At 71.3% G+C, this 18,155-nt stretch carries 20 protein-coding genes; 10 read left to right on the top strand and 10 right to left on the bottom strand.

All coding sequences use genetic code 11. The annotated features are described in order from the left end of the window. Nucleotides 1–43: 43 nt before the first annotated feature. From DDP54_RS17700 to fdxA, 6 genes are read left to right on the top strand one after another with little or no spacing between them, the layout of a single operon-like run. Nucleotides 44–820: a helix-turn-helix domain-containing protein gene (locus DDP54_RS17700; protein ID WP_109133301.1), complete on the top strand. Its 777-nt coding sequence runs from the start codon at nucleotides 44–46 to the stop codon at nucleotides 818–820. Further along, nucleotides 817–1,155 carry a metal-sulfur cluster assembly factor gene (locus DDP54_RS17695; protein ID WP_197711487.1) on the top strand — a complete coding sequence of 113 codons (339 nt, stop codon included), beginning with the start codon at nucleotides 817–819 and terminating at the stop codon, nucleotides 1,153–1,155. Before DDP54_RS17700 ends, DDP54_RS17695 begins: the two co-directional genes overlap by 4 nt. Beyond that, the gene (locus DDP54_RS17690) at nucleotides 1,149–2,342 is read left to right on the top strand and encodes a hypothetical protein (RefSeq protein ID WP_197711486.1); all 1,194 of its coding nucleotides are present in this window, start codon (nucleotides 1,149–1,151) and stop codon (nucleotides 2,340–2,342) included. The genes DDP54_RS17695 and DDP54_RS17690 overlap by 7 nt, the downstream gene beginning before the upstream one ends. Beyond that, complete coding sequence (locus DDP54_RS17685) at nucleotides 2,339–3,748, top strand: multicopper oxidase domain-containing protein (protein WP_109133300.1); 1,410 nt, start codon at nucleotides 2,339–2,341, stop codon at nucleotides 3,746–3,748. The genes DDP54_RS17690 and DDP54_RS17685 overlap by 4 nt, the downstream gene beginning before the upstream one ends. Further along, a complete protein-coding gene (locus DDP54_RS17680; RefSeq protein WP_109133299.1) occupies nucleotides 3,749–4,189 on the top strand; it encodes a hypothetical protein in 441 nt (146 codons plus the stop codon). It abuts the gene before it with no gap. A gap of 57 nt (nucleotides 4,190–4,246) precedes the next feature. Further along, nucleotides 4,247–4,606 carry a ferredoxin gene (gene fdxA, locus DDP54_RS17675; protein WP_109133298.1) on the top strand — a complete coding sequence of 120 codons (360 nt, stop codon included), beginning with the start codon at nucleotides 4,247–4,249 and terminating at the stop codon, nucleotides 4,604–4,606. Nucleotides 4,607–4,694: 88 nt separating this feature from the next. Here the strand turns inward: fdxA and DDP54_RS17670 are convergent, their stop codons facing one another. Next, a complete protein-coding gene (locus DDP54_RS17670; protein ID WP_109133297.1) occupies nucleotides 4,695–6,524 on the bottom strand; it encodes a 5'-nucleotidase C-terminal domain-containing protein in 1,830 nt (609 codons plus the stop codon). 168 nt (nucleotides 6,525–6,692) lie between these two features. Continuing rightward, a complete protein-coding gene (locus DDP54_RS17665) occupies nucleotides 6,693–6,974 on the bottom strand; it encodes a DUF1876 domain-containing protein (protein ID WP_109133296.1) in 282 nt (93 codons plus the stop codon). A 163-nt stretch (nucleotides 6,975–7,137) separates the two neighbouring features. Between DDP54_RS17665 and DDP54_RS17660 the strand changes: the two genes are divergently transcribed. Together DDP54_RS17660 and DDP54_RS17655 are read left to right on the top strand one after the other, a co-directional pair. After that, on the top strand, nucleotides 7,138–7,686 hold the full coding sequence (locus DDP54_RS17660; RefSeq protein ID WP_109133295.1) for a flavodoxin domain-containing protein: 549 nt from the start codon (nucleotides 7,138–7,140) through the stop codon (nucleotides 7,684–7,686). Nucleotides 7,687–7,697: 11 nt separating this feature from the next. After that, nucleotides 7,698–8,024, top strand: coding sequence for a hypothetical protein (locus tag DDP54_RS17655; protein ID WP_197711485.1), 327 nt, complete (start codon nucleotides 7,698–7,700; stop codon nucleotides 8,022–8,024). A 64-nt stretch (nucleotides 8,025–8,088) separates the two neighbouring features. On the opposite strand, the gene DDP54_RS17650 is transcribed toward DDP54_RS17655, so the two are convergent. After that, nucleotides 8,089–8,502 carry a nitroreductase family deazaflavin-dependent oxidoreductase gene (locus DDP54_RS17650; RefSeq protein ID WP_109133294.1) on the bottom strand — a complete coding sequence of 138 codons (414 nt, stop codon included), beginning with the start codon at nucleotides 8,500–8,502 and terminating at the stop codon, nucleotides 8,089–8,091. 165 nt (nucleotides 8,503–8,667) lie between these two features. On the opposite strand from DDP54_RS17650, the gene DDP54_RS17645 reads away from it, so the two are divergent. Further along, a complete protein-coding gene (locus DDP54_RS17645) occupies nucleotides 8,668–9,111 on the top strand; it encodes a hypothetical protein (RefSeq protein ID WP_109133293.1) in 444 nt (147 codons plus the stop codon). A gap of 45 nt (nucleotides 9,112–9,156) precedes the next feature. Here the strand turns inward: DDP54_RS17645 and DDP54_RS17640 are convergent, their stop codons facing one another. From DDP54_RS17640 to DDP54_RS17615, 6 genes are all read right to left on the bottom strand, one after another. Further along, nucleotides 9,157–10,194, bottom strand: a complete 1,038-nt coding sequence (locus DDP54_RS17640) for an alcohol dehydrogenase catalytic domain-containing protein (RefSeq protein ID WP_197711484.1) — start codon at nucleotides 10,192–10,194, stop codon at nucleotides 9,157–9,159. 181 nt (nucleotides 10,195–10,375) lie between these two features. Continuing rightward, the gene (locus tag DDP54_RS17635; protein ID WP_109133291.1) at nucleotides 10,376–11,218 is read right to left on the bottom strand and encodes an SDR family oxidoreductase; all 843 of its coding nucleotides are present in this window, start codon (nucleotides 11,216–11,218) and stop codon (nucleotides 10,376–10,378) included. A 42-nt stretch (nucleotides 11,219–11,260) separates the two neighbouring features. Then, entirely contained in the window at nucleotides 11,261–12,016 is a 756-nt protein-coding gene (locus DDP54_RS17630) for a carboxymuconolactone decarboxylase family protein (RefSeq protein WP_109133290.1), read from the bottom strand. Beyond that, nucleotides 12,007–13,011, bottom strand: coding sequence for an alcohol dehydrogenase catalytic domain-containing protein (locus DDP54_RS17625; protein ID WP_109133289.1), 1,005 nt, complete (start codon nucleotides 13,009–13,011; stop codon nucleotides 12,007–12,009). Before DDP54_RS17625 ends, DDP54_RS17630 begins: the two co-directional genes overlap by 10 nt. 70 nt (nucleotides 13,012–13,081) lie before the next feature. After that, a complete protein-coding gene (gene dinB, locus DDP54_RS17620; RefSeq protein WP_109133288.1) occupies nucleotides 13,082–14,341 on the bottom strand; it encodes a DNA polymerase IV in 1,260 nt (419 codons plus the stop codon). 71 nt (nucleotides 14,342–14,412) lie between these two features. Then, a complete protein-coding gene (locus DDP54_RS17615) occupies nucleotides 14,413–15,804 on the bottom strand; it encodes a pyridoxal-dependent decarboxylase (RefSeq protein WP_109133287.1) in 1,392 nt (463 codons plus the stop codon). A gap of 115 nt (nucleotides 15,805–15,919) precedes the next feature. Between DDP54_RS17615 and DDP54_RS17610 the strand changes: the two genes are divergently transcribed. After that, nucleotides 15,920–16,147, top strand: coding sequence for a hypothetical protein (locus tag DDP54_RS17610; RefSeq protein ID WP_109133286.1), 228 nt, complete (start codon nucleotides 15,920–15,922; stop codon nucleotides 16,145–16,147). Between the two features lie 33 nt (nucleotides 16,148–16,180). Here the strand turns inward: DDP54_RS17610 and DDP54_RS17605 are convergent, their stop codons facing one another. Beyond that, nucleotides 16,181–17,854, bottom strand: a complete 1,674-nt coding sequence (locus tag DDP54_RS17605) for an AarF/UbiB family protein (protein WP_109133285.1) — start codon at nucleotides 17,852–17,854, stop codon at nucleotides 16,181–16,183. Between the last annotated feature and the right edge of the window lie 301 nt (nucleotides 17,855–18,155).

Raw genomic sequence — 18,155 nt, 5'->3', positions numbered from 1 at the left:
GTGCGGGTTGTTTTTACTACAGATCCAGTGAAAACTACAGACCGTGCCCTCCGAACCGATCGACCTCTCGTCCCACAAGGCGCTCGCCGGCGTGAGCCGGGTGGCCATCGTCGAGGTGCTGCGCGCCGTCCCGGGCGCCCAGGACGTCCAGGCCATCGCCGCCCAGATCGGACTTCACCCCAACACGGTGCGCACGCATCTGGACCAGCTCGTCGAGGCCGGCCTCGTCGACGCCTCAATCGAGGCGCGGACCACGCCCGGTCGCCCGCGCGTGCTGTTCCGCGCATCCGCGGCAGCGCCTGCCGCCGAGGCGGACTCGTACAAGCTGCTGGCCGGGATCCTGGCGAGCACGATCGACGCGGGTGCGTCGGTGTCGGCACCGGGCGCACCGACAGCGGGGAGCGCAGCTGCTGAGGCCGGCCGGCGATGGGGTCGCACGGTCGTCGGCTCCGACGGCCCTGCCAACGGGCCGGTGGACGCGGAGCACGGCGTCGCCCGCATCGTCGCCCTGCTGGACGAGGTGGGATTCGCGCCGCGGGTCAGCGCATCGCTCCACGCCCCCGCCTCGCAGGACGGCGATGGCCCTGGGGTGCGCGGCACCGTGATCGAGCTGCACCGGTGCCCCTTCCGCGAGGTTGCCGTCGAGCACTCCGACGTCGTCTGCGGCGTCCATCTCGGACTCATGCAGGGTGCCCTGGAGCAGATGGGCGCGCCCCACGCATCGATCCGTCTCGAACCGTTCGTCCGGCCGGGGCTCTGCCTCGCCCACGTCTCCCCGGCCGGCACCACGGACGCGGCCGGGACCGGGGGAGCGGCATGAGCCGCGACCTGCTGTCCGTGACGCGCCTGCTCGGTCCCGGGACCGAGGCCGACCAGCTCCGCGAATCCCTGCGCGACGTCATCGACCCCGAGCTCGGCATCGACATCGTCTCGCTCGGGCTGGTCTACGGGCTGGACGTCCACGACCGGGTCGCGGGCGTCGTCCTGACGACGACGACGCCGGCGTGCCCGCTCGGCGAGTACCTGACCGACGAGGTGCGCCGCGTGCTCCTCGCGGGCGGCGCGGTCGACCGCGTCGAGGTCGTGCTGACCCACGTGCCGACGTGGACGCCCGACATGATGACCGCCGAGACCAAGCAGGCGTTCGGATGGTGACGTCCGCACAGTCCGGCCCTCGCCCTGCCGCCGGCGCATCGTCCCGCCTGGCGCCCGCCGTCCCTCGCCACCGCATCCCCCTCCTGCTTGCCGGGCTGGTCTGCCTGCTGGCGGCACTGTGGGGCGGTCTGCTCCTGCTCGGACTGCCCGTCCCGACACTTCTGGCGACAACCGCCGCGGACCACGGACCACTCATGGCGCTCGGGTTCCTGGGGACCGTGATCTCGCTCGAGCGGGCCGTGGCGCTCGGTCGCGGATGGGCCTACGCGGCGCCCGCGCTCGCCGGTGTGGGCGGCCTCGCCGTCCTGGTCAGCCTGCCTCCCGTCGTCGGGCGGCTCCTGCTGTGCGTGGCGTCGATCGTGCTTGTCGTCGTCTACGTCGTCGTCCACCGCATCCAGCCCGCGCTGCACCTGCGGGTCATGGCCGCCGGCGCGGTCTGCTGGTACGTCGCGACCCTCCTCTGGCTGACGGGCTGGACGCTGCCGCGGCTGGTGCCGTGGATCGCAGGCTTCCTCGTGCTGACGATCCTCGGCGAGCGGCTCGAGCTGGCACGCGTCGCGATGCTCACGCGCACCTCGGTCCGCCAGTTCCTGCTCGCCGCTGTGCTGTTCGGTGCCGGACTCGTGCTCACGACGATGCCGGGAGGGGCGACGGAGGTCGGCGTCCGGCTCGTCGGCGCCGGGATGGTCGGGCTGGCGGTCTGGGGGGCGCTGCACGACGTCGCGCGGCGGACCGTCAAGATCGCCGGTGTCACGCGGTTCATGGCGGTGTGCCTGCTGGCCGGGTACGTGTGGCTGCTCGTGGGAGGGGTCATCTGGCTCCTGGCCGGGGACCTCGGCGTGAGCGTCGCGGTCTACGACGCCGCGCTGCATGCGGTCTTCCTGGGCTTCGTGATGTCGATGATCTTCGGCCACGCACCGGTGATCGTGCCCGCTGTGATGCGGGTCCGCCTCCCGTTCCGCGGGTGGTTCTACGCGCATGTGGCCCTGCTCCACGTCTCGCTCCTGGTGCGGGTGGTGCTCGGCGACGCGCTCGGTCTCGCCGCGTGGTGGCGCGCCGGCGGCGTGGGGACGGAGGTCGCGATCCTGCTCTTCCTCGGGTCGTCCATCACGGCGGTCGCGCAAGCACGACGTGCGACGTCGGTGCGACCGCGGGGCAGTGCACAGCCCGCGGGGTCGACCCGATGACCGCCACCGACGCGACGGCGCCCCTGACCGAGCAGCCCGCGGCACCCGCGCCCGCCGAAGACCGGAGGGGTCTGCTGTGGGGCACAGTGCTTGGCGCGATGATGCTGGTCGTCGCCCTGGTCGTCGCGCTGGGCGGGGGATCCGGCTCCGCCGCGGGCGATCCTCGCGCGGTCGTCCGAGCCGGCGGCACCCAGACGGTTGCGGTGACCCTGGCCGGGATGCGGATCACGCCGTCGGTGATCGAGGTGCCGTCCGGTACGCGGCTGGTGCTCGCCGTCACGAACACCGACGCGATGCGCCACGACCTCGTCCTTGCGACCGGCCAGCAGACGCCGCTGCTCGCCGCGGGCGGCTCCACGAACCTCGACGTCGGCCCGGTGACAGCCTCGATCGAGGGGTGGTGCAGCGTCCCCGGGCACCGGGCCGCGGGGATGACGCTGAGCATCGTCGTGACCGGTGCTGCGGGTGCGGGTGCGGGCTCGGGGCACGACATGGGTGGAATGGCGACCGCGACCTCGGGCGCTGCGGCGCCCGTCATCGACTTCCAGGCCGCTCCGGGACCGGACTGGCGACCGTACGACCCGACTCTGCAGCCAGCCGCTGGGGCCACCGAGCACCGGCTGACGATCGCGGTGCGAGACACCGTGGTCGAGGTCGCTCCCGGCGTCCGGCAGACGCTGTGGACCTACAACGGGACGGCGCCCGGACCGACGCTGCACGGCCGCGTCGGCGACGTCTTCACGATCACGTTCGTCAACGATGCGGACCTGGGCCACGGGATCGACTTCCATGCGGGCTCGCTCGCCCCGGACGTCCCGATGCGCACGCTCGACCCCGGCCAGTCGTTGACGTACCAGTTCGTCGCGCGCTACTCAGGTGCCTGGCTCTACCACTGCAGCACGATGCCGATGTCCCTCCACATCGCCAACGGGATGTACGGCGCCGTGATCATCGACCCGCCGAACCTCCCGGCGGTCGACACGGAGGTCGTGCTCGTGCAGTCCGAGCTGTACCTCGGCCCGCAGGACGGGACGGCGGACGAGGCGAAGATCGCCGCCGAGACGCCGGACGCCCTCGTGTTCAACGGGTACGTCGACCAGTACGTCCATGCGCCGATCCGCGTCAAGGCAGGGTCACGGCTGCGGGTCTGGGTCGTCGACGCGGGCCCGCAGCGGGGGACGGCCTTCCACGTCGTCGGCGCCCAGTTCGACACGGTCTACGCCGAGGGCGCCTACCGCCTGAAGGCCGGCAATGCCGAGCAGGGTGCCTCGCAGGTGATGGACCTCGCGCCCGCACAAGGAGGGTTCGTCGAGCTCGTGCTCCCGGAGCCCGGTCGTTACCCGTTCACCGACCATGCCGTCGTCGACGGCGAACGGGGCGCCCACGGCATCGTCGAGGCGTACTAGGTGCTCGGGCTGTGGTCGTTGGTGCGGTTCGTCCACGTGCTGGGCGCCGTCGTCTGGCTCGGCGGTCAGCTGACGATCTCGGCGCTGGTGCTGCCGGCCGCCCGGCGGCGGCTCGAGGCGACCGACCGCGCCGGCCTGATGCGGACCCTGGGGATGCGGTTCGGCATCGCGACCGTCATCGTCCTGATCCCGCTGCAGGTGGCGACCGGTGTCGCGCTCGCCGCGCACAAGGGGGTCACGTGGAGCGCCCTCGCGCAGCCCGGGTACGGGCGGACCCTCGCCGGCAAGCTCGTCGCGTTCGTGCTCGTGATGCTCGCTGCCGGGCTGCACGGCTGGGCGAACAGCGCCGGGCGCACGGTCGTCGCGCGGGCCCTCGCGGTCTCGTCGCTGCTCGGCTCGTTCGTCGTCGTGCTCCTGGCCACCGCGCTGCCGGTGAGCTGACGAACCGGCCGGGGCGTTCGACCCCTCCACGAGATCGACCATCCGAAGGAGACCGAGATGACCTACGTGATCGGTGCGCCATGCATCGACGTGAAGGACAGCGCCTGCGTCGAGGAGTGCCCCGTCGACTGCATCTACGTGGGAGCCCGCACGCTGTACATCCACCCGGACGAGTGCGTGGACTGCGGTGCGTGCGAGCCGGTGTGCCCGGTCGAGGCGATCTACTACGAGGACGACCTCCCGGGGATCCAGCTGCCCTTCCTCGCGGACAACGCGCGGTTCTTCGAGGAGACCCTCCCCGGGCGCTCGGCGCCCCTCGGGTCACCTGGGGGTGCCGCGAAGCTCGGAGCTGTGGGGGTGGACACAGCCCTCGTCGCCGGCCACCCGGGGCCGCAGGAGCCGAGCGCCGGCGTGTGACGATCGACGGACGAGGGCCCCCCACCGGGATGCCGGCGCGGGGCCCTCGTCATGCACCGCTCGGGTGCGGCGGTGGTCGTCGAGAACGCTACGGAGTGATGGTGAGCGCCTGGTCGCCGAAGGTCAGCTGCCAGTCAGGGTTGGTCTTGGAGAAGGTCGACGGATCGATCACCTGCTCGGCGGTCACCCAGTCGATGAGCAGCTGGCGGATCTCCAGCTGCTTGTTGTAGACGACCGGTGCCGTCGTGACGCCCGGGAAGTTCCCGCCACCCGACTGCCGGTAGTTGTTGATGGCGACGACGAACACCGCGGCGTCGTCGATCGCCTGACTGCCGTACTGGAGGTGGGTGATCCGTGCGCCGGGAGCCTGCGACAGGTCGACGTCGTACGTCAGCGGCTGGTCGAGCCCGCCCATGACGTCGTAGTTGTAGTCCGGTGTGCCGCTGGGTGCCGTGGCTGTCGGGGCGTTCGTCACGTCCGCGGCCGCGTAGGTGCCCGGACCCGCCACGGCCTTGAAGTACTCCGAGGACTTCTCGAGGTACGCCTTGACCTGGGCGCCGGTCAGCTTGATGCCGAGCAGGGTGTTGTCGTAGATGTACAGCCCCGCGATGTCGCGCACCGACACGTCACCGGCAGGGATCGCGGCGTCCTTGTTGAAGGGCGCTGCGATCGACAGCACGGGGAGGCCGACGTCGGTGCCCGTCAGGTTCGCCTTGACCTCCTGGGCCTGGACGTAGTTGATGAAGTCCAGCGCGGCGGTGTCCTCGTACCGGGCCGTCGCAGCCGACATCGGCTCCGTCGCCGTCCCGATCACGCCGTTGACGTAGCTCACGACCTTGTCCTGGTCCGACTTCAGGAGGTTCACGATCTTCGGGTCCTCGGGCACGGTGTTGGAGTTGAGGATGCTCGAGTGCACCGAGCCGACCGTCCAGCGGCCGTGCGTGAACGACAGGTCGACGTCGAGCAGGGACAGTCGCTCGCCCCACTTCAGCGGCTCGGTGAGCACGACCGGCTTGCCGGTCGACTCGTTCGTGACGATGCGCTCGGCGATCTCCTGGTGGGCGTGGCCGACCAGGATGGCGTCGATCCCGGGGACCTGCTGGGCCACGAGCGTCGCGGCGTTCTCCGGGAAGGGGAGCGCGTCGCCGTACGACGACGACGTGTCGGCGCCCGAGTGGGCCGCGACGATGACGACGTCTGCGCCGGCCTTGCGCATCTTCGGCACCCAGACCTTCGCCTGCTCGACGAGGCCGGGGAAGCTCAGCTGCCCCTCGACGTTGGCCTTGTCCCAGATCGCGATCCCGGGGTTGGTCAGCCCGAGGATGCCGACGCGGATGGGCTTGCCGTGGGCGGGGTGGATCGTCTTGATCACGTACGGCGCGAAGGCGGGCTCGCCGGTCGCGTCGTCGATCGCGTTCGCGCCCAGCAGCGGGAAGTTCAGCTGCGACTGGAACTTCCGCAGCAGCGGGATGCCGTAGTTGAACTCGTGGTTCCCCAGCGCCGCGGCGTCATAGCCGATGGCGTTCATCGCCGCGGCCATCGGGTGGATGCCGCCGGAGGTGATCGGCTCGACCTTGGCGTAGTAGTACGCCAGGGGAGTGCCCTGGATCGTGTCGCCCGCGTCGATGAGCAGGGTGTTCGATCGACCGCGATCCTGCCGGACCTGGTCGACCAGCGTCGAGATCTTGGCGAGGCCGAGGTCGTTCTTGGCCTTGTCGTCGTACTCGGCGTTCTTGAAGTAGTCCCAGTTGAGGGCGTTGCCGTGCAGGTCCGTGGTGCCCATGACCGTCAGGTGGTAGTCGTTCTCGTGCCCGTGGCCCTTGTCGGCCACGGCAGGAGAAGCGGCCACGGCGACGAGCGCCACGGCCGCAGCCAACACTCCGAGCCGCCGGACGCGGCGCGCGATGGGGATGCTCATGCTGGGGATCCTCCGGAGTTCTCAGGGGGCGCACAGGAACTCGTGCTGGTCCATGCTTGGCCCCATTGCCCCGGACGGCAACATGTCGGGAACGTCGGATTCACTGTTCAGCTGCGATTCACTCCCCGGACCCCGGTCCAGTCCGGGGAATTGCGCCGACCGGCGTGCCTACTGCGGGAGATGCACCTCGTGGTGCTCGAGCTGGGAGATGTCGTCGGACGTCGCCTTGAGCAGCCGGTCGGCCACGTCGCGCAGTGCGCGGGCGGACGCGAGCTCTTCGCCGATCTCCGGGACGTCAGGGTCGCCCGGGGCGCGGCGGGCGCGCCCGTAGCCGTTGAGGGTCGTGCCGGCCGACGTCGTGAGGACGGCGTGGGCCTTGGTGACCACCCCGTCGGCCTTCAGGTCGTCGGTGTCGAAGAGATTGATGGTCACGTGCCAGGTGTGGGTCATGGCGGCGCTCCTCTCAGGCTCGTCTGTCGTACCCATCGTCGCGCGCATCGCGGCGACACGCCCGGGGTGCGCCAGACCGGTGGCTGCGGGGTGGTCAACCACCGGACGGCGGGCGTCGGACTCTGGTTGACTCAGAGCTACCGGTCGATGGGGAGGCAGTCGCATGTCGATGCTCGTGCTCTACGCCAGCAAGCACGGTTCCACGCAGGGGATCGCGGAGCGCATCGCCGTCACCCTCACAGCGGCGGGTCAACGGGTCGCAGTCCGCCCGGTCCAGGACGCCGGCGCGATCGACGGCTACGACGCGTTCGTCATCGGGAGCGCCGTCTACATGGGCCACTGGCTCAAGCCTGCCGCGGAGTTCGTCGCGAGCCACCGCGAGCTCCTTGCGACCCGCCCGGTCTGGTTGTTCAGCAGCGGCCCGCTGGGCACCGAGCCCACCGACGCCGAGGGCAAAGACCTGCGCGAGGCGTCCGAGCCGAAGGAGACCGCGGAGCTCCTTGCAGCGGTCCACCCGCGCCAGCACCGGGGCTTCTTCGGTGCGCTGGATCCCAGCAGCCTGACCCTTCCCGAGAAGGCGCTGCGACGGTTGCCGGCTGCGCGGGCGATCATGCCGGCTGGGGACTTCCGCGACTGGGCCGACATCGAGCAGTGGGCGAAGGACATCGCCGAGGAGCTCACGACCGGGACCGCGGGGGAGGCCGCGCGATGACGCGTCGGCGCGTGACGCGAGCCGCTGGGCTCCTCGTCCTGGTCCTCGTGCTCGCGGCATGCGCCGCCGGCCCGAACACCGCTGCTGTGGCGGACGCCCCGGACCTGGCGGGGTTCTGGCTCGGACTGTGGCACGGCGCGATCAGCCCGATCACGTTCGTGGTCTCGCTCTTCAACTCGGACGTCAACATCTACGAGGTCCACAACAACGGCGGCTGGTACAACTTCGGCTTCATGCTCGGCGCATCCGCTGCACTCTCGGGGGCAGGGCGCTCGAGTGCCGCCGCGGGCCCGCGTTCGTCCCGGCGGAGCACGCGGCGGCGTGCCTCGTCTGACTGAGCCCGGCTGACGGACTCCCGCGGGCGCTCGCCAAGCCGATCTCAGCCCGACGTGCGCGCGGCGGTCATCCGGTCGGCGACTCGAGTCGGCTCTCGATCTCGAAGACGGGATGGTCCCCGGGGTCGGGCAGTGACCGGAAGCATCGTTCGACGCTGCGACCGGCGATCCTGCGGTATCCGTCGATGATCTCGGCCCGCTGGTCGACGGGGATCTCGTGCGCGACGAAGTGCTGGGGCTGCCCGTGCCCGTGGAGCTCACCCTCGCCGGCCGCGCGGAGGTTCTGCACCCAGCGAGACTCACCGAACGGTGCCACCAGGTACCGGTGCGTCCCGACCTGGACGGGAATCACCGGGACACGCCGCGGTTGGCCGCTGCGCCGACCGGATACCGTGAGCTCTTCGACACCGCCTGTCCTCAGGCGACTCACCAACGGATTGACCACGTGCCGCGTGAAGCCCGGCGGCTTCAGATAGACCATGGCTGAACCTCCCCACGCCCCTGCACCTCCGACGCTTCAACGTGAGACACGCCGCCGCGAGAGACGTTGGTCCCGGGGTGCTCATCGGTGAGCCGGTGCCTGTCGGTGTGCGCCGCGTGCACGGGGCAGGTTGGACCGGTCGAGGGCGACCCGTAGCCTCGGGCCATGAGCACCCTTCACGAGGTCGGCGAGAAAGACGCCTGGCGATGCTGGCTGTGCGACGAGCCGGTCGACCCCGACGCGTCCGTCAATGCCGACCGCGGTCCCAGCATCGACGGCGGTGCCGCTCCGAAGGGGAAGAAGGTTCCGCCAGGATCAGAGCGTCTGGCGCACCGGGCCTGCAACACCCGCAAGGGTGCGGTCAAGCCCGTCGTGCCGTGGTCGCCGGACCTGTTCGTCGTCGAGCCGGCCCCGATCGTCTCGACCGTCGAGCGGCTGACCCGCAAGGGCGGCCGAGAGGTGGTGGCCCGCTGTCCCAGCAAGGCCGACGCCGACGAGGCGGCGGTGTGGCTGCTCGACCGCCTGTCGCGATTCGCGCCGGAGCTGGCGGTCGGGACGCAGGTCGAGGCGGGCGGTGGACAGTTCCTGCTCGTGCTACGAGCTGTGTGACAGCGCGCGGAAAGCGCGCCCGGCCTCGCGGCCGGGCGCGGTCCGTCACGGGGTGACGATCACCTTGAGCGCCTCGCGGGCGTCCATGAGGCGGTACCCCTCGGCGATGTCGGACAGGGCGATCGTGCGGTCGAAGACCTTGCCGGGCTCGATCCGCCCCTCGAGCACGTCCGGCAGCGCGGCCTCGATGTAGGCGCGCACGGGCGCGGGACCACCAGTCAGCGCGGCGTTCTTCCCGAACAGCGAGCCGAACCCGATCGGTGCGGACTCGTACTGCGGAACACCTACGCGGCTGATCACGCCGCCGGGCCGCACGATGCCGTAGGCCTGCTCGTAGGCAGGCATGTGACCGACGGCCTCGAGGACGACGTGACTGCCCTCGCCGCCCGTGAGCTCCATGACCTTCGCCACGCCCTCCGCGCCGCGCTCGGCGACGACGTCGGTCGCACCGAACTCGCGGCCGAGGTCGGTCCGGGCAACGTGGCGGCCCATGAGGATGATCCGCTCGGCGCCCAGCTGGCGAGAGGCCAGAACAGCCGACAGGCCGACGGCGCCGTCACCGATCACGGTCACGGTGGTGCGGGCGTCGACCTTGCCCATGTGAGCCGCGTGGTAGCCCGTGAGGTAGACGTCGGACAGCGTGAGAAGCGACGGCAGCAGCGCGTCGTCGACCTCGCCCGGCACCGTGACCAGGGTCCCGTCGGCCTGCGGCACGCGCACGGCCTCCGCCTGCCCGCCGCCGACGCCACCTGCGCCGTACCAGCCGCCGTGCACGCACGAGGTCTGCACGCCTTCGCGGCAGAAGACGCAGGTGTTGTCCTGGAACGCGAACGGAGAGATGACGAAGTCGCCCTTCGCCAGCGTGGAGACGGCGCTGCCGACCTGCTCGACGACGCCGAGGAGCTCGTGGCCCATCGGCAGCCCCGCGACCTGGGTCGGCAGCGTGTGGAACGGGTGCAGGTCGGACCCGCAGACGCAAGACCGGACGACGCGCACGATCGCGTCGGTCGGCTGCTGGATGGTCGGGTCGGGGACGTTCTCGACCCGCACATCGCCGGCGCCGTACATGAATGTTGCGCGCAACTGTCCTCCAAGGACTCAGGTGACATCGGTGGTCGTGCGCCGGAGCGCGCGACGGCAGACGACCAGCCAACCTGGTCGTCGTCATGCGGGGGAGTCCCGGTCGTTCCGGGTACTGGCAGACCCCCTGTGCGGGTCCGAACAGGCGGCCGCCCGGACCCGACGTTCGCTCACGCGCGAGGTGTCACTCCCCGGGCGGGAAGTCCGTCGACGCGGCGAGCTCGGTCTGGGTCTCGAAGTCCGCGACCCGGGCACGCAGCGTCGCCAGCGTGCCCGCGAGCGCCTGCGAGCCGAGCACGATGCGCAGCGGCGCCGGCTCGATGTCGACGCTGTCGATGATGCGCGCAGCCATCCGCGCAGGGTCGCCGGGGGCCAAGCCGTTCGCCGGGTCGAGCATCGCCAGGAAGGCGTGCGCCGGGTTGCCGTCGTACACCTCGGTCAGATCGGCGACCTGAGCGCTGCCGTACCGGAACTCGGTCCGTGCTCCGCCGGGCTCGACGATCGTCATGCCGATGCCGAACGGCGCGACCTCCTGTGCGACGGACTCGACGAACCCCTCGATGCCCCACTTCGTCGCGTGGTACAGGGAGTTGCCGGGGTAGGCGACCTGCCCGCCGTACGACGAGATCTGGACGACCCGGCCGCCGCCCTGCGCGCGCAGGTGCGGCAGTGCGGCACGGATGAGCTGGATCGACCCGGTGAGGTTGGCCGCGATCAGCCGGTCGACCTGCGCGTCGGACATCTCCTCGGCAGCGCCGAACAGGCCGTAGCCCGCGTTGCTCACGACGACATCGATCCGACCCTGCTCCGCGAACGCCGCGTCGACGACCGACCGGACGGCGTCCGCGTCGGTCACGTCGAGCACCTTGACGTGGAACGTGCCCGGGTGCCGCTCGAGCAGGTCGGTGACCTTGCTGGTGTCACGGACGGTGCCGACGACGCGGTCTCCGCGCTCCAGGAGCTGGGTGGTGAGCTCGCGACCGAAGCCGCTGCTCACGCCGGTGATGAGCCAGGTGCGTGGTGCCATGGGAAGGCCGATCCGTTCGAGGTGGGGGTCGTCAGGGCGTCGTCACGCAGCCGTGACGTCGTCGATCGCGCGGAGCGCGTTCAGCGTGCGTGGGTAGCCGATGAAGGGCAGGAGCTGGGTGACGACGGCGATCAGCCGGGCACGGTCGTTGCCGACGTTCAGGTTGGCCGCCACGTGCCCCCTGACCTGCGGGTCGCAGCCGCCGAGCGCCACGAGCATGCTCAGGGTGAGCAGCTCGCGGGTCGGCACGTCGATCCCGCTCCGCGTGTAGTGGTCGCCGAAGCAGTTGCCCGACAGGTAGCGCTGGATGTGCGCCTCGTCGTCCGGCGCATTGGCGTAGAGCGAGTCGACGGTCTCCGAGCCGATGATCTGCCGTTGCACCGCGAGCCCTCGCTCGAACCGGTCCTCGGGCGTGGTCGTCGACTGGCCCGGGAGGGGCAGCTCGACCCCGCGGTCGGTGAGGACCTCGTTCGTGGCGTGCAGGAAGTCGACGACCCGCGCCGTGCCGACGTAGGGCACCGCCTGGTAGACGATCTCCTTGACCTCGACCGGCGTCACGCCGACGGTCAGCGCGGCGCCGAGCATGACGCGGTACTCCCGCAACGCCTGGCCGGCGATCATCGAGGCGAGCTGCACCATGAGCCGCGTGCGGGTGTCCAGGTCACCGTGCTGCAGGACCTCGTCGAAGGCGAAGTTGTCGAAGTACTCGATGAGCTCGGGGTCGGTCTGCGCCAGGGTCGAGACGTGACCCGGGAACAGCTCGTCGTGGTTCGCCTGGGCCGCTGCGCTCACTGCCATGAGGTCACGCCCTCGGGCTCGAGGAGCACCTTGATCGCTCGCCGCTCGTCCATGGCCTTGTACGCCTCGGCGACCGCGGAGAGCGGGAGGGTCAGGTCGAAGACCTTCCCGGGGTCGATCTGCCGGTTCCACACGAGGTCGATCAGGTGCGGCAGGTAGGCGCGCACGGGAGCGGGGCCACCGCGGAAGCCCTTGTTCGCCCAGAACATCTGGTCGGTCGGCAGGTCGCCGTGGGGGACGCCGACGACGCCGATCATGCCGCCTGGACGGGTTGCCCGGACGGCCTGGAGGCGTGCGTCCTCGGTGCCCACGCACTCCAGCACCGCGTCGGCACCGATCCCCTCGTCGCCACGCACAGCAACGATGTGGGTGGCACCGAACTCGCGTGCGATCTTCTGACGTGAGGCGTGCCGGCTCATCGCGATGACGGTGGTCGCCCCCATCTGGGCCGCGGCAAGGACGCCGCTCAGGCCCACCGCGCCATCGCCGACGACGACCACGCTCATGCCCGGTTCGACACCGGCGCAGACCGCCGCATGCCATCCGGTGCACATCACGTCGGACAGGGCGAGCAGGCTCGGGACGAGGTCGGCGGGCGGCCGGCCGGGCGTCGCGATCAGGGTGCCGTCGGCGTGGGGGATGCGGATCTTCTCGGCCTGGCAGCCGTCGAATCCGCCGCCGTGCTGGCACGCGGAGTGCGTGCCCTTGCGGCACACCGGACAGGCGTTGTCGCTGTACAGGAAGCCGCCGACCACGAAGTCGCCGGGCTTCACCGTGGTGACGGCGGCGCCGACCGCTTCGACGATCCCGACGTACTCGTGCCCGATCGGCACCGGCCTCGCCACGTCCGCCAGTCCGCGATACCGCCACAGGTCCGACCCGCACACGCAGGCGGCCACCGTGCGGATGACCGCATCGGTCGGCTCGATGACGACGGGGTCGGGACGGTCCTCGTAGCGGACGTCCCCGGGTGCATGAATGATTGCTCCTCGCATGCCTTCATCCCACACCGAGTTCGCCGCGGGTGGGAGGCCCTGCCACTACGTCCCTCGCGATGCCCCCTCCTCAGAGCTCGTGCTCGGCGAGCTCCCTGAACTCGTCGGGCACCACGCCGCCGTTGCGCAGGACGACGGGCAGGTAGCCCACCGCGTCACCGCCGAACCGGCTCCTGATCCGGTCCATCGACCCGTCGACGGCCCGCCGTGCGGCGCCGGCGTCGGTACCCGGCCGCCACGGGTCCTGCGGCGGGAGGTCGAGCTCGAGCTGGATCGTGCGCTGCTCGGTGAGGTTCGAGACCGAGACCGCGAGCAGCGTGATCTCGCACGGCGCGGGGGCGTCGTTGATCGCCGACCACACCAGTCGCTCGGCGATCTCGGTGAGCGTGAGAGTCGCGGCGACCGGCTCCCGCAGCGTGTGGGAGCGGGTCACCGCGTGCATCCCGGGAAACCGCACGCGAACAGTGACCGTGCGCCCCGCGAGATCCTTCGCGCGCATCCGCCGCGTGATCCGGTCCGCCAGGTGGGCGAGCACGGCCCGCAGGTCCTCGGGCTCGGGGCTGCGGCGGGGGAGTGCGGACTGCGCGCCCACCGACCGCGCGCGGTGGTCGGTCACGATCCGGCGCGGATCCTCGTCCAGCGCCATGGCGTTGAGCTTGCGCCCGACGGCGTAACCGAGGAGACGCTCGACCGCCGACGACGGCGTCTGGGCGAGCTCGCCGATCGTCCGGATGCCCTGATCGGCGAGGCGCTTCTGGTTCACGGGCCCGACGCCCCAGATGAGCCCGACCGGGAGCGGGTCGAGGAACTCCCGCTCGAATCCGGGCCTCACCACGACGAGCCCGTCGGGCTTCGCCACCTGGGACGCGATCTTGGCCAGGTGCTTGGTCCGTGCGGCGCCCACCGAGATGGGCAGGCCGATGTCGACCCGGACCCGGCGGCGGATCGTCGCGCCGATCGCCTCGGGGGGGCCGAACAGATGCGTCGAGCCCGACACGTCGAGGAACGCCTCGTCGATCGAGATCCGCTCCACGAGGGGCGTGAAGTCCGCCAGGACCGCCATGACCGCGTCCCCGAGGCGCTGGTACTCGGAGAAGTGACCGCGGACGAACCGCAGCTCGGGGCAGAGCCGCGCGGCGCGCCATCCGGGCATGCCACCCTGCACCCCGAAGCGCTTGGCCTCGTAGGACGCGGCGAGCACGACACCGCCGCGAGGGCCGCCGCCGACAGCGATCGGGCGCCCGCGCAGCGCGGGATCGAGGAGCTGCTCGACCGACGCGTAGAAGGCGTCGAGGTCGGCGTGCAGGATCGTCGCGCCACCGCTGGGCATCCCACCACTGTAGTCGAACAGGTGTTCGAATAACGACGACCTACGAGCCCGACCGCATGGCTCCGTGCCGGTCAGGCGGCGGGGCCGGGCCCGGCGGCCGTCCGACGGACCGCCTCGAGCGAGAGTGCGACGTCCTCGTCGTCGGTCGACCAGTTGCTCACCGAGATGCGCAGCACCGCACGGTCCCGCCACCGTGACCCGGACATCCAGGTGGCCCCGTCGGCGAGCAGGCGCTCGGTGACCTCGCGCGTGCGCTCGTCCGAACCGAAGGTCACGCACACCTGCGTGAACTCCACGTCGTTGACGATCTCGGCGCCGTCGATCCGTGCGATCCCCTCGGCGAGCTGGTGGGCCCGGTCGACGAGACCCTCGACGAGCTCGGCGACGCCACGTCGTCCCAGCGCGCGCAGCGCCGCCCACACCGGTACGCCGCGGGCCCGCCGCGACATCTCGGGCACCTTGTCCATCGGCTCACCGGCACCTTGGAAGCCCGCGAAGTACGCGGTCTGGAGCGAGAACGCCGCGCGCACGGCGTCGGGCCGGGCGATGATCGCGACGCCGCAGTCGTACGGCACGTTGAGGGTCTTGTGGGCGTCGGTGGCCCACGAGTCGGCCGCCGCGTAGCCGTCCACGAGCACGCGCAGACGTGGTGAGGCGGCGGCCCACAGCCCGAAGGCGCCGTCGACGTGGACCCATGCGCCGTGGGCGTGCGCGACGGCGATCGCCTCGCCGAACGGGTCGAACGCGCCCGAGTGCAGGTTTCCGGCCTGCAGGCAGACGATCGTCGGTCCGTCGCCGGCCGCGAGCTCACGGGCCAGGTCGGCGACACGGATCCGCCCCTGGTCGTCGGCGGCCACCGCGGTCGGCGTGCCGAGGCCCAGGTACCGCAGGGCAAGGTCGACGCTCCCGTGCCGCTCCGCACCGGCGAGGACACGAACTCGGGGGGCGCCCGTGAGTCCCGCCGTCTCGACGTCCCACCCCGCATCCGCCAGGACCTGGTGCCGCGCGGCGCCCAGGCCGATGAAGTTGGCCGTGGTGGCGCCGGTCGCAAACCCGACGTCGGCCGAGCCGGGCAGCCCCAGCAGGTCCAGGAGCCACGTCGCGGCCGCCTCCTCGACGGCGGCCGTCCCGGGGGTGGCCGCGCGCATGGCGCTGTTCTGGTCCCACGTGCTCGTCAGCCAGTCTGCGGCGAGCGGCGCGGGCTGGCTGCCTCCCATGACCCAGCCGAAGAACCGTCCGGAGCCGATGGCCATCAGCCCGGGCTCCACAGCTGCGGCGAGCTCGTCGATCACCAGCTCAGGGGCGCGCCCGTCGTCGGGCAGTGGCCCGCCGATGCTCGCGAGGACCGCATCTGCCGTGGTCTGCGCGGGGATGGGGCGGTCCGGGACGGACGTGAGCCAGTGCCGAGCGTGCACGAGGGCACGGTCGAGGGCCGGAGCGAACACTTCCCAGCGGGCTGTCACCCTCGACAGGTTCCCATCCGCACCGATGCCACGGCAATGGTGCGCGAGCGGGGTTGCTGGGTGGCGCCTCGTTGCGGGGGCCTTCCATAATGAAGAGTGCGGTGAGGAGACGACCATGACCGACTTCAGAGACCGCCACGAGGGCTTCCGTTCCCAGGTCCCGCCCGAGGTGCGCGAGCACATGGGTGCGGCCCGCGCCGAGATGCGCAAGGGCTTCGAGACGTTCCTCCCGGCGGAGTTCTTCGAGCACCGTGATACTGCTCGACGGGAGATGCTCCTGGCGTGGCGCGGTGTGATCGATGCGGCCATCGGCCGCATGGACGAGCGGAAGGCCCGGCCGTAGCGAGCGGCTCGACCTCGGCCGTCGCGGGTCGGGCTACCGCCGCGCGCCGGCGATCAGGACCCGAACCAGCGCCAGACCCGCCACGACGAGCAGCGCCGCTCCGACGCCGATGCGCCCCGCGCTGACGAGCACGGAGCCCGCGACCAGCAGGCCCGCCACGACGACGGTGTCGCCGAGCCGGTCGATCGCCCGGCTCACGGAGCGCAGCTCGTGGCCGACGTGCTCGTCCCGGACCAGCAACCCGCTGCTCTCCGCTCGGGCGAGGGCCCGGCTCGTCTGAGCCGGGAGGGCGAGCAGGGCCAGCACCGCGTCACCGATCTCGTCGAGCCAGTGGCCGACGCCTGAGGATGCCTCGTCCTGGACGGCGCGTCGGGCGTACGGACCGATCTGCTGCCAGAGGTTCACGTCCGGGTCGAGGCCCGTGCACATGCCCGACAGGATCGCCACCGTGCGCACGACGTAGATGAGGTTCTGCGGGACCTGGAACGGCATGTCGAGCAGCAGGTCACGGTACTGCTGGGCGAACTCCCGGACCTCCTGCACGTCGATGTTCCGCAGCTCGCTCATCGACAGGCCCCAGTACCTGTCGAACACGTGCGCCTCGGCCCGTTCGATCGCCGCGAGGTCGGCGCCGGGCAGCAGCATGTCGAGCATCTGGTACGCCTTGACGACGCGGCCTGCATCCCGTGTGCCGACCGCGATGAGCAGCTCCCGCAGGCTGTCGCGGACGGTGTCGGGGACGCGCGCCATCATGCCGAAGTCGACGAAGGTCAGCCGCCAGGTCACCGGCTCGCCGGCCGGGCCGGGCAGGGGAGTGACGAACAGGTTGCCGGGGTGGGGGTCGGCGTGCACGAACCCGTCCTCGAAGATCTGCTTCAGGTACACGGCGACGAGCCGCTCGGCGACGGCGGCACGGTCGATCCCCGCGTCGGTGATCGCGGCATAGTCCGTGATCTTGATCGCGGACACGTCCTCGAGGGTGAGCACCCGCCGGGTGCTCAGCGACCGCACGACCCGCGGCACCTGAACGGTCGGGTCGTCGGCGAAGTTGCGGTAGAACGTCTCGGCGTTGGTCGCCTCGTGCTCGTAGTCGATCTCCTCGTGCAGCGTTGCCGAGAACTCACGCAGCAGCGCGGGGACGTCGGCGTGCGCGCGGATCGGTCGGTAGCGCATGAGCCACGAACCCACCCTGCTCAGCGCGGACAGGTCCGTCTCGACGATCGCGGCGATCCCGGGGCGCTGAACCTTGATCACGACGTCGCGGTAGCCGACGTCGTGGTCGCTCCCGAGCCGGGCACGGTGCACCTGACCCAGGGACGCAGCGGCCAGCGGGACGGGCTCGACCCGATCGAAGAGCTCGGCCAACGGCGCGCCCAGCTCGACCTCGGCCAGCTCGCGGATCGCCTGGAAGTCCTCCGCCGGCACCTCGTCCTGCAGGTTGGCGAGCTCGTCGGTCACCTCGCGCGGCAGCACGTCGAGCCGTGAGGACAGGAACTGCCCGACCTTGATCATGACGCCGCCCATGCCGATGGCGAGCTCCCGGAACCGCGTCGCCTCGCGCCGGAGCCGCTCGGTGCGGTTGCGCCGCACCCACCCGCGGAACCCCAGGCGTCGCAGGACGATGTCCCACCAGATGAAGCGGGCGATGACACCGGCGAAGAACGTCAGGATGTGGACGTACCGGCCGCGCAGGTGGGTCGATGCCATCGAAGCCTCCGCTGGTGCCCGCGGAACCCCGGCCGTCGCGGCATCGGGCCCGTCTCCGTCACGCTACTGCTGGTCCACCCGTCCGGCCACGCTGGCCGGAGATGGGCGCCGGAGCGGCCGACGTCACCGCGCCGGGACACCCGATCTGCCGTTGCAGCCTGGTGACGCGGCAGCACGGGATCGCGGACGGACGTGCAGCACGGCACTGGGACCATCGCCCTGGGTAGCCCGGTCGGCAGCGGGAGACGATGGTGCTCATACGTATGAGGGATCCGGCGCCCCTGTCCTCGCCGCCGGGAGG

It is taken from the genome of Cellulomonas sp. WB94 (genome assembly GCF_003115775.1).
Lineage (GTDB): Bacteria > Actinomycetota > Actinomycetes > Actinomycetales > Cellulomonadaceae > Cellulomonas_A.
This window is presented reverse-complemented; position numbering and strand designations above follow the sequence as displayed.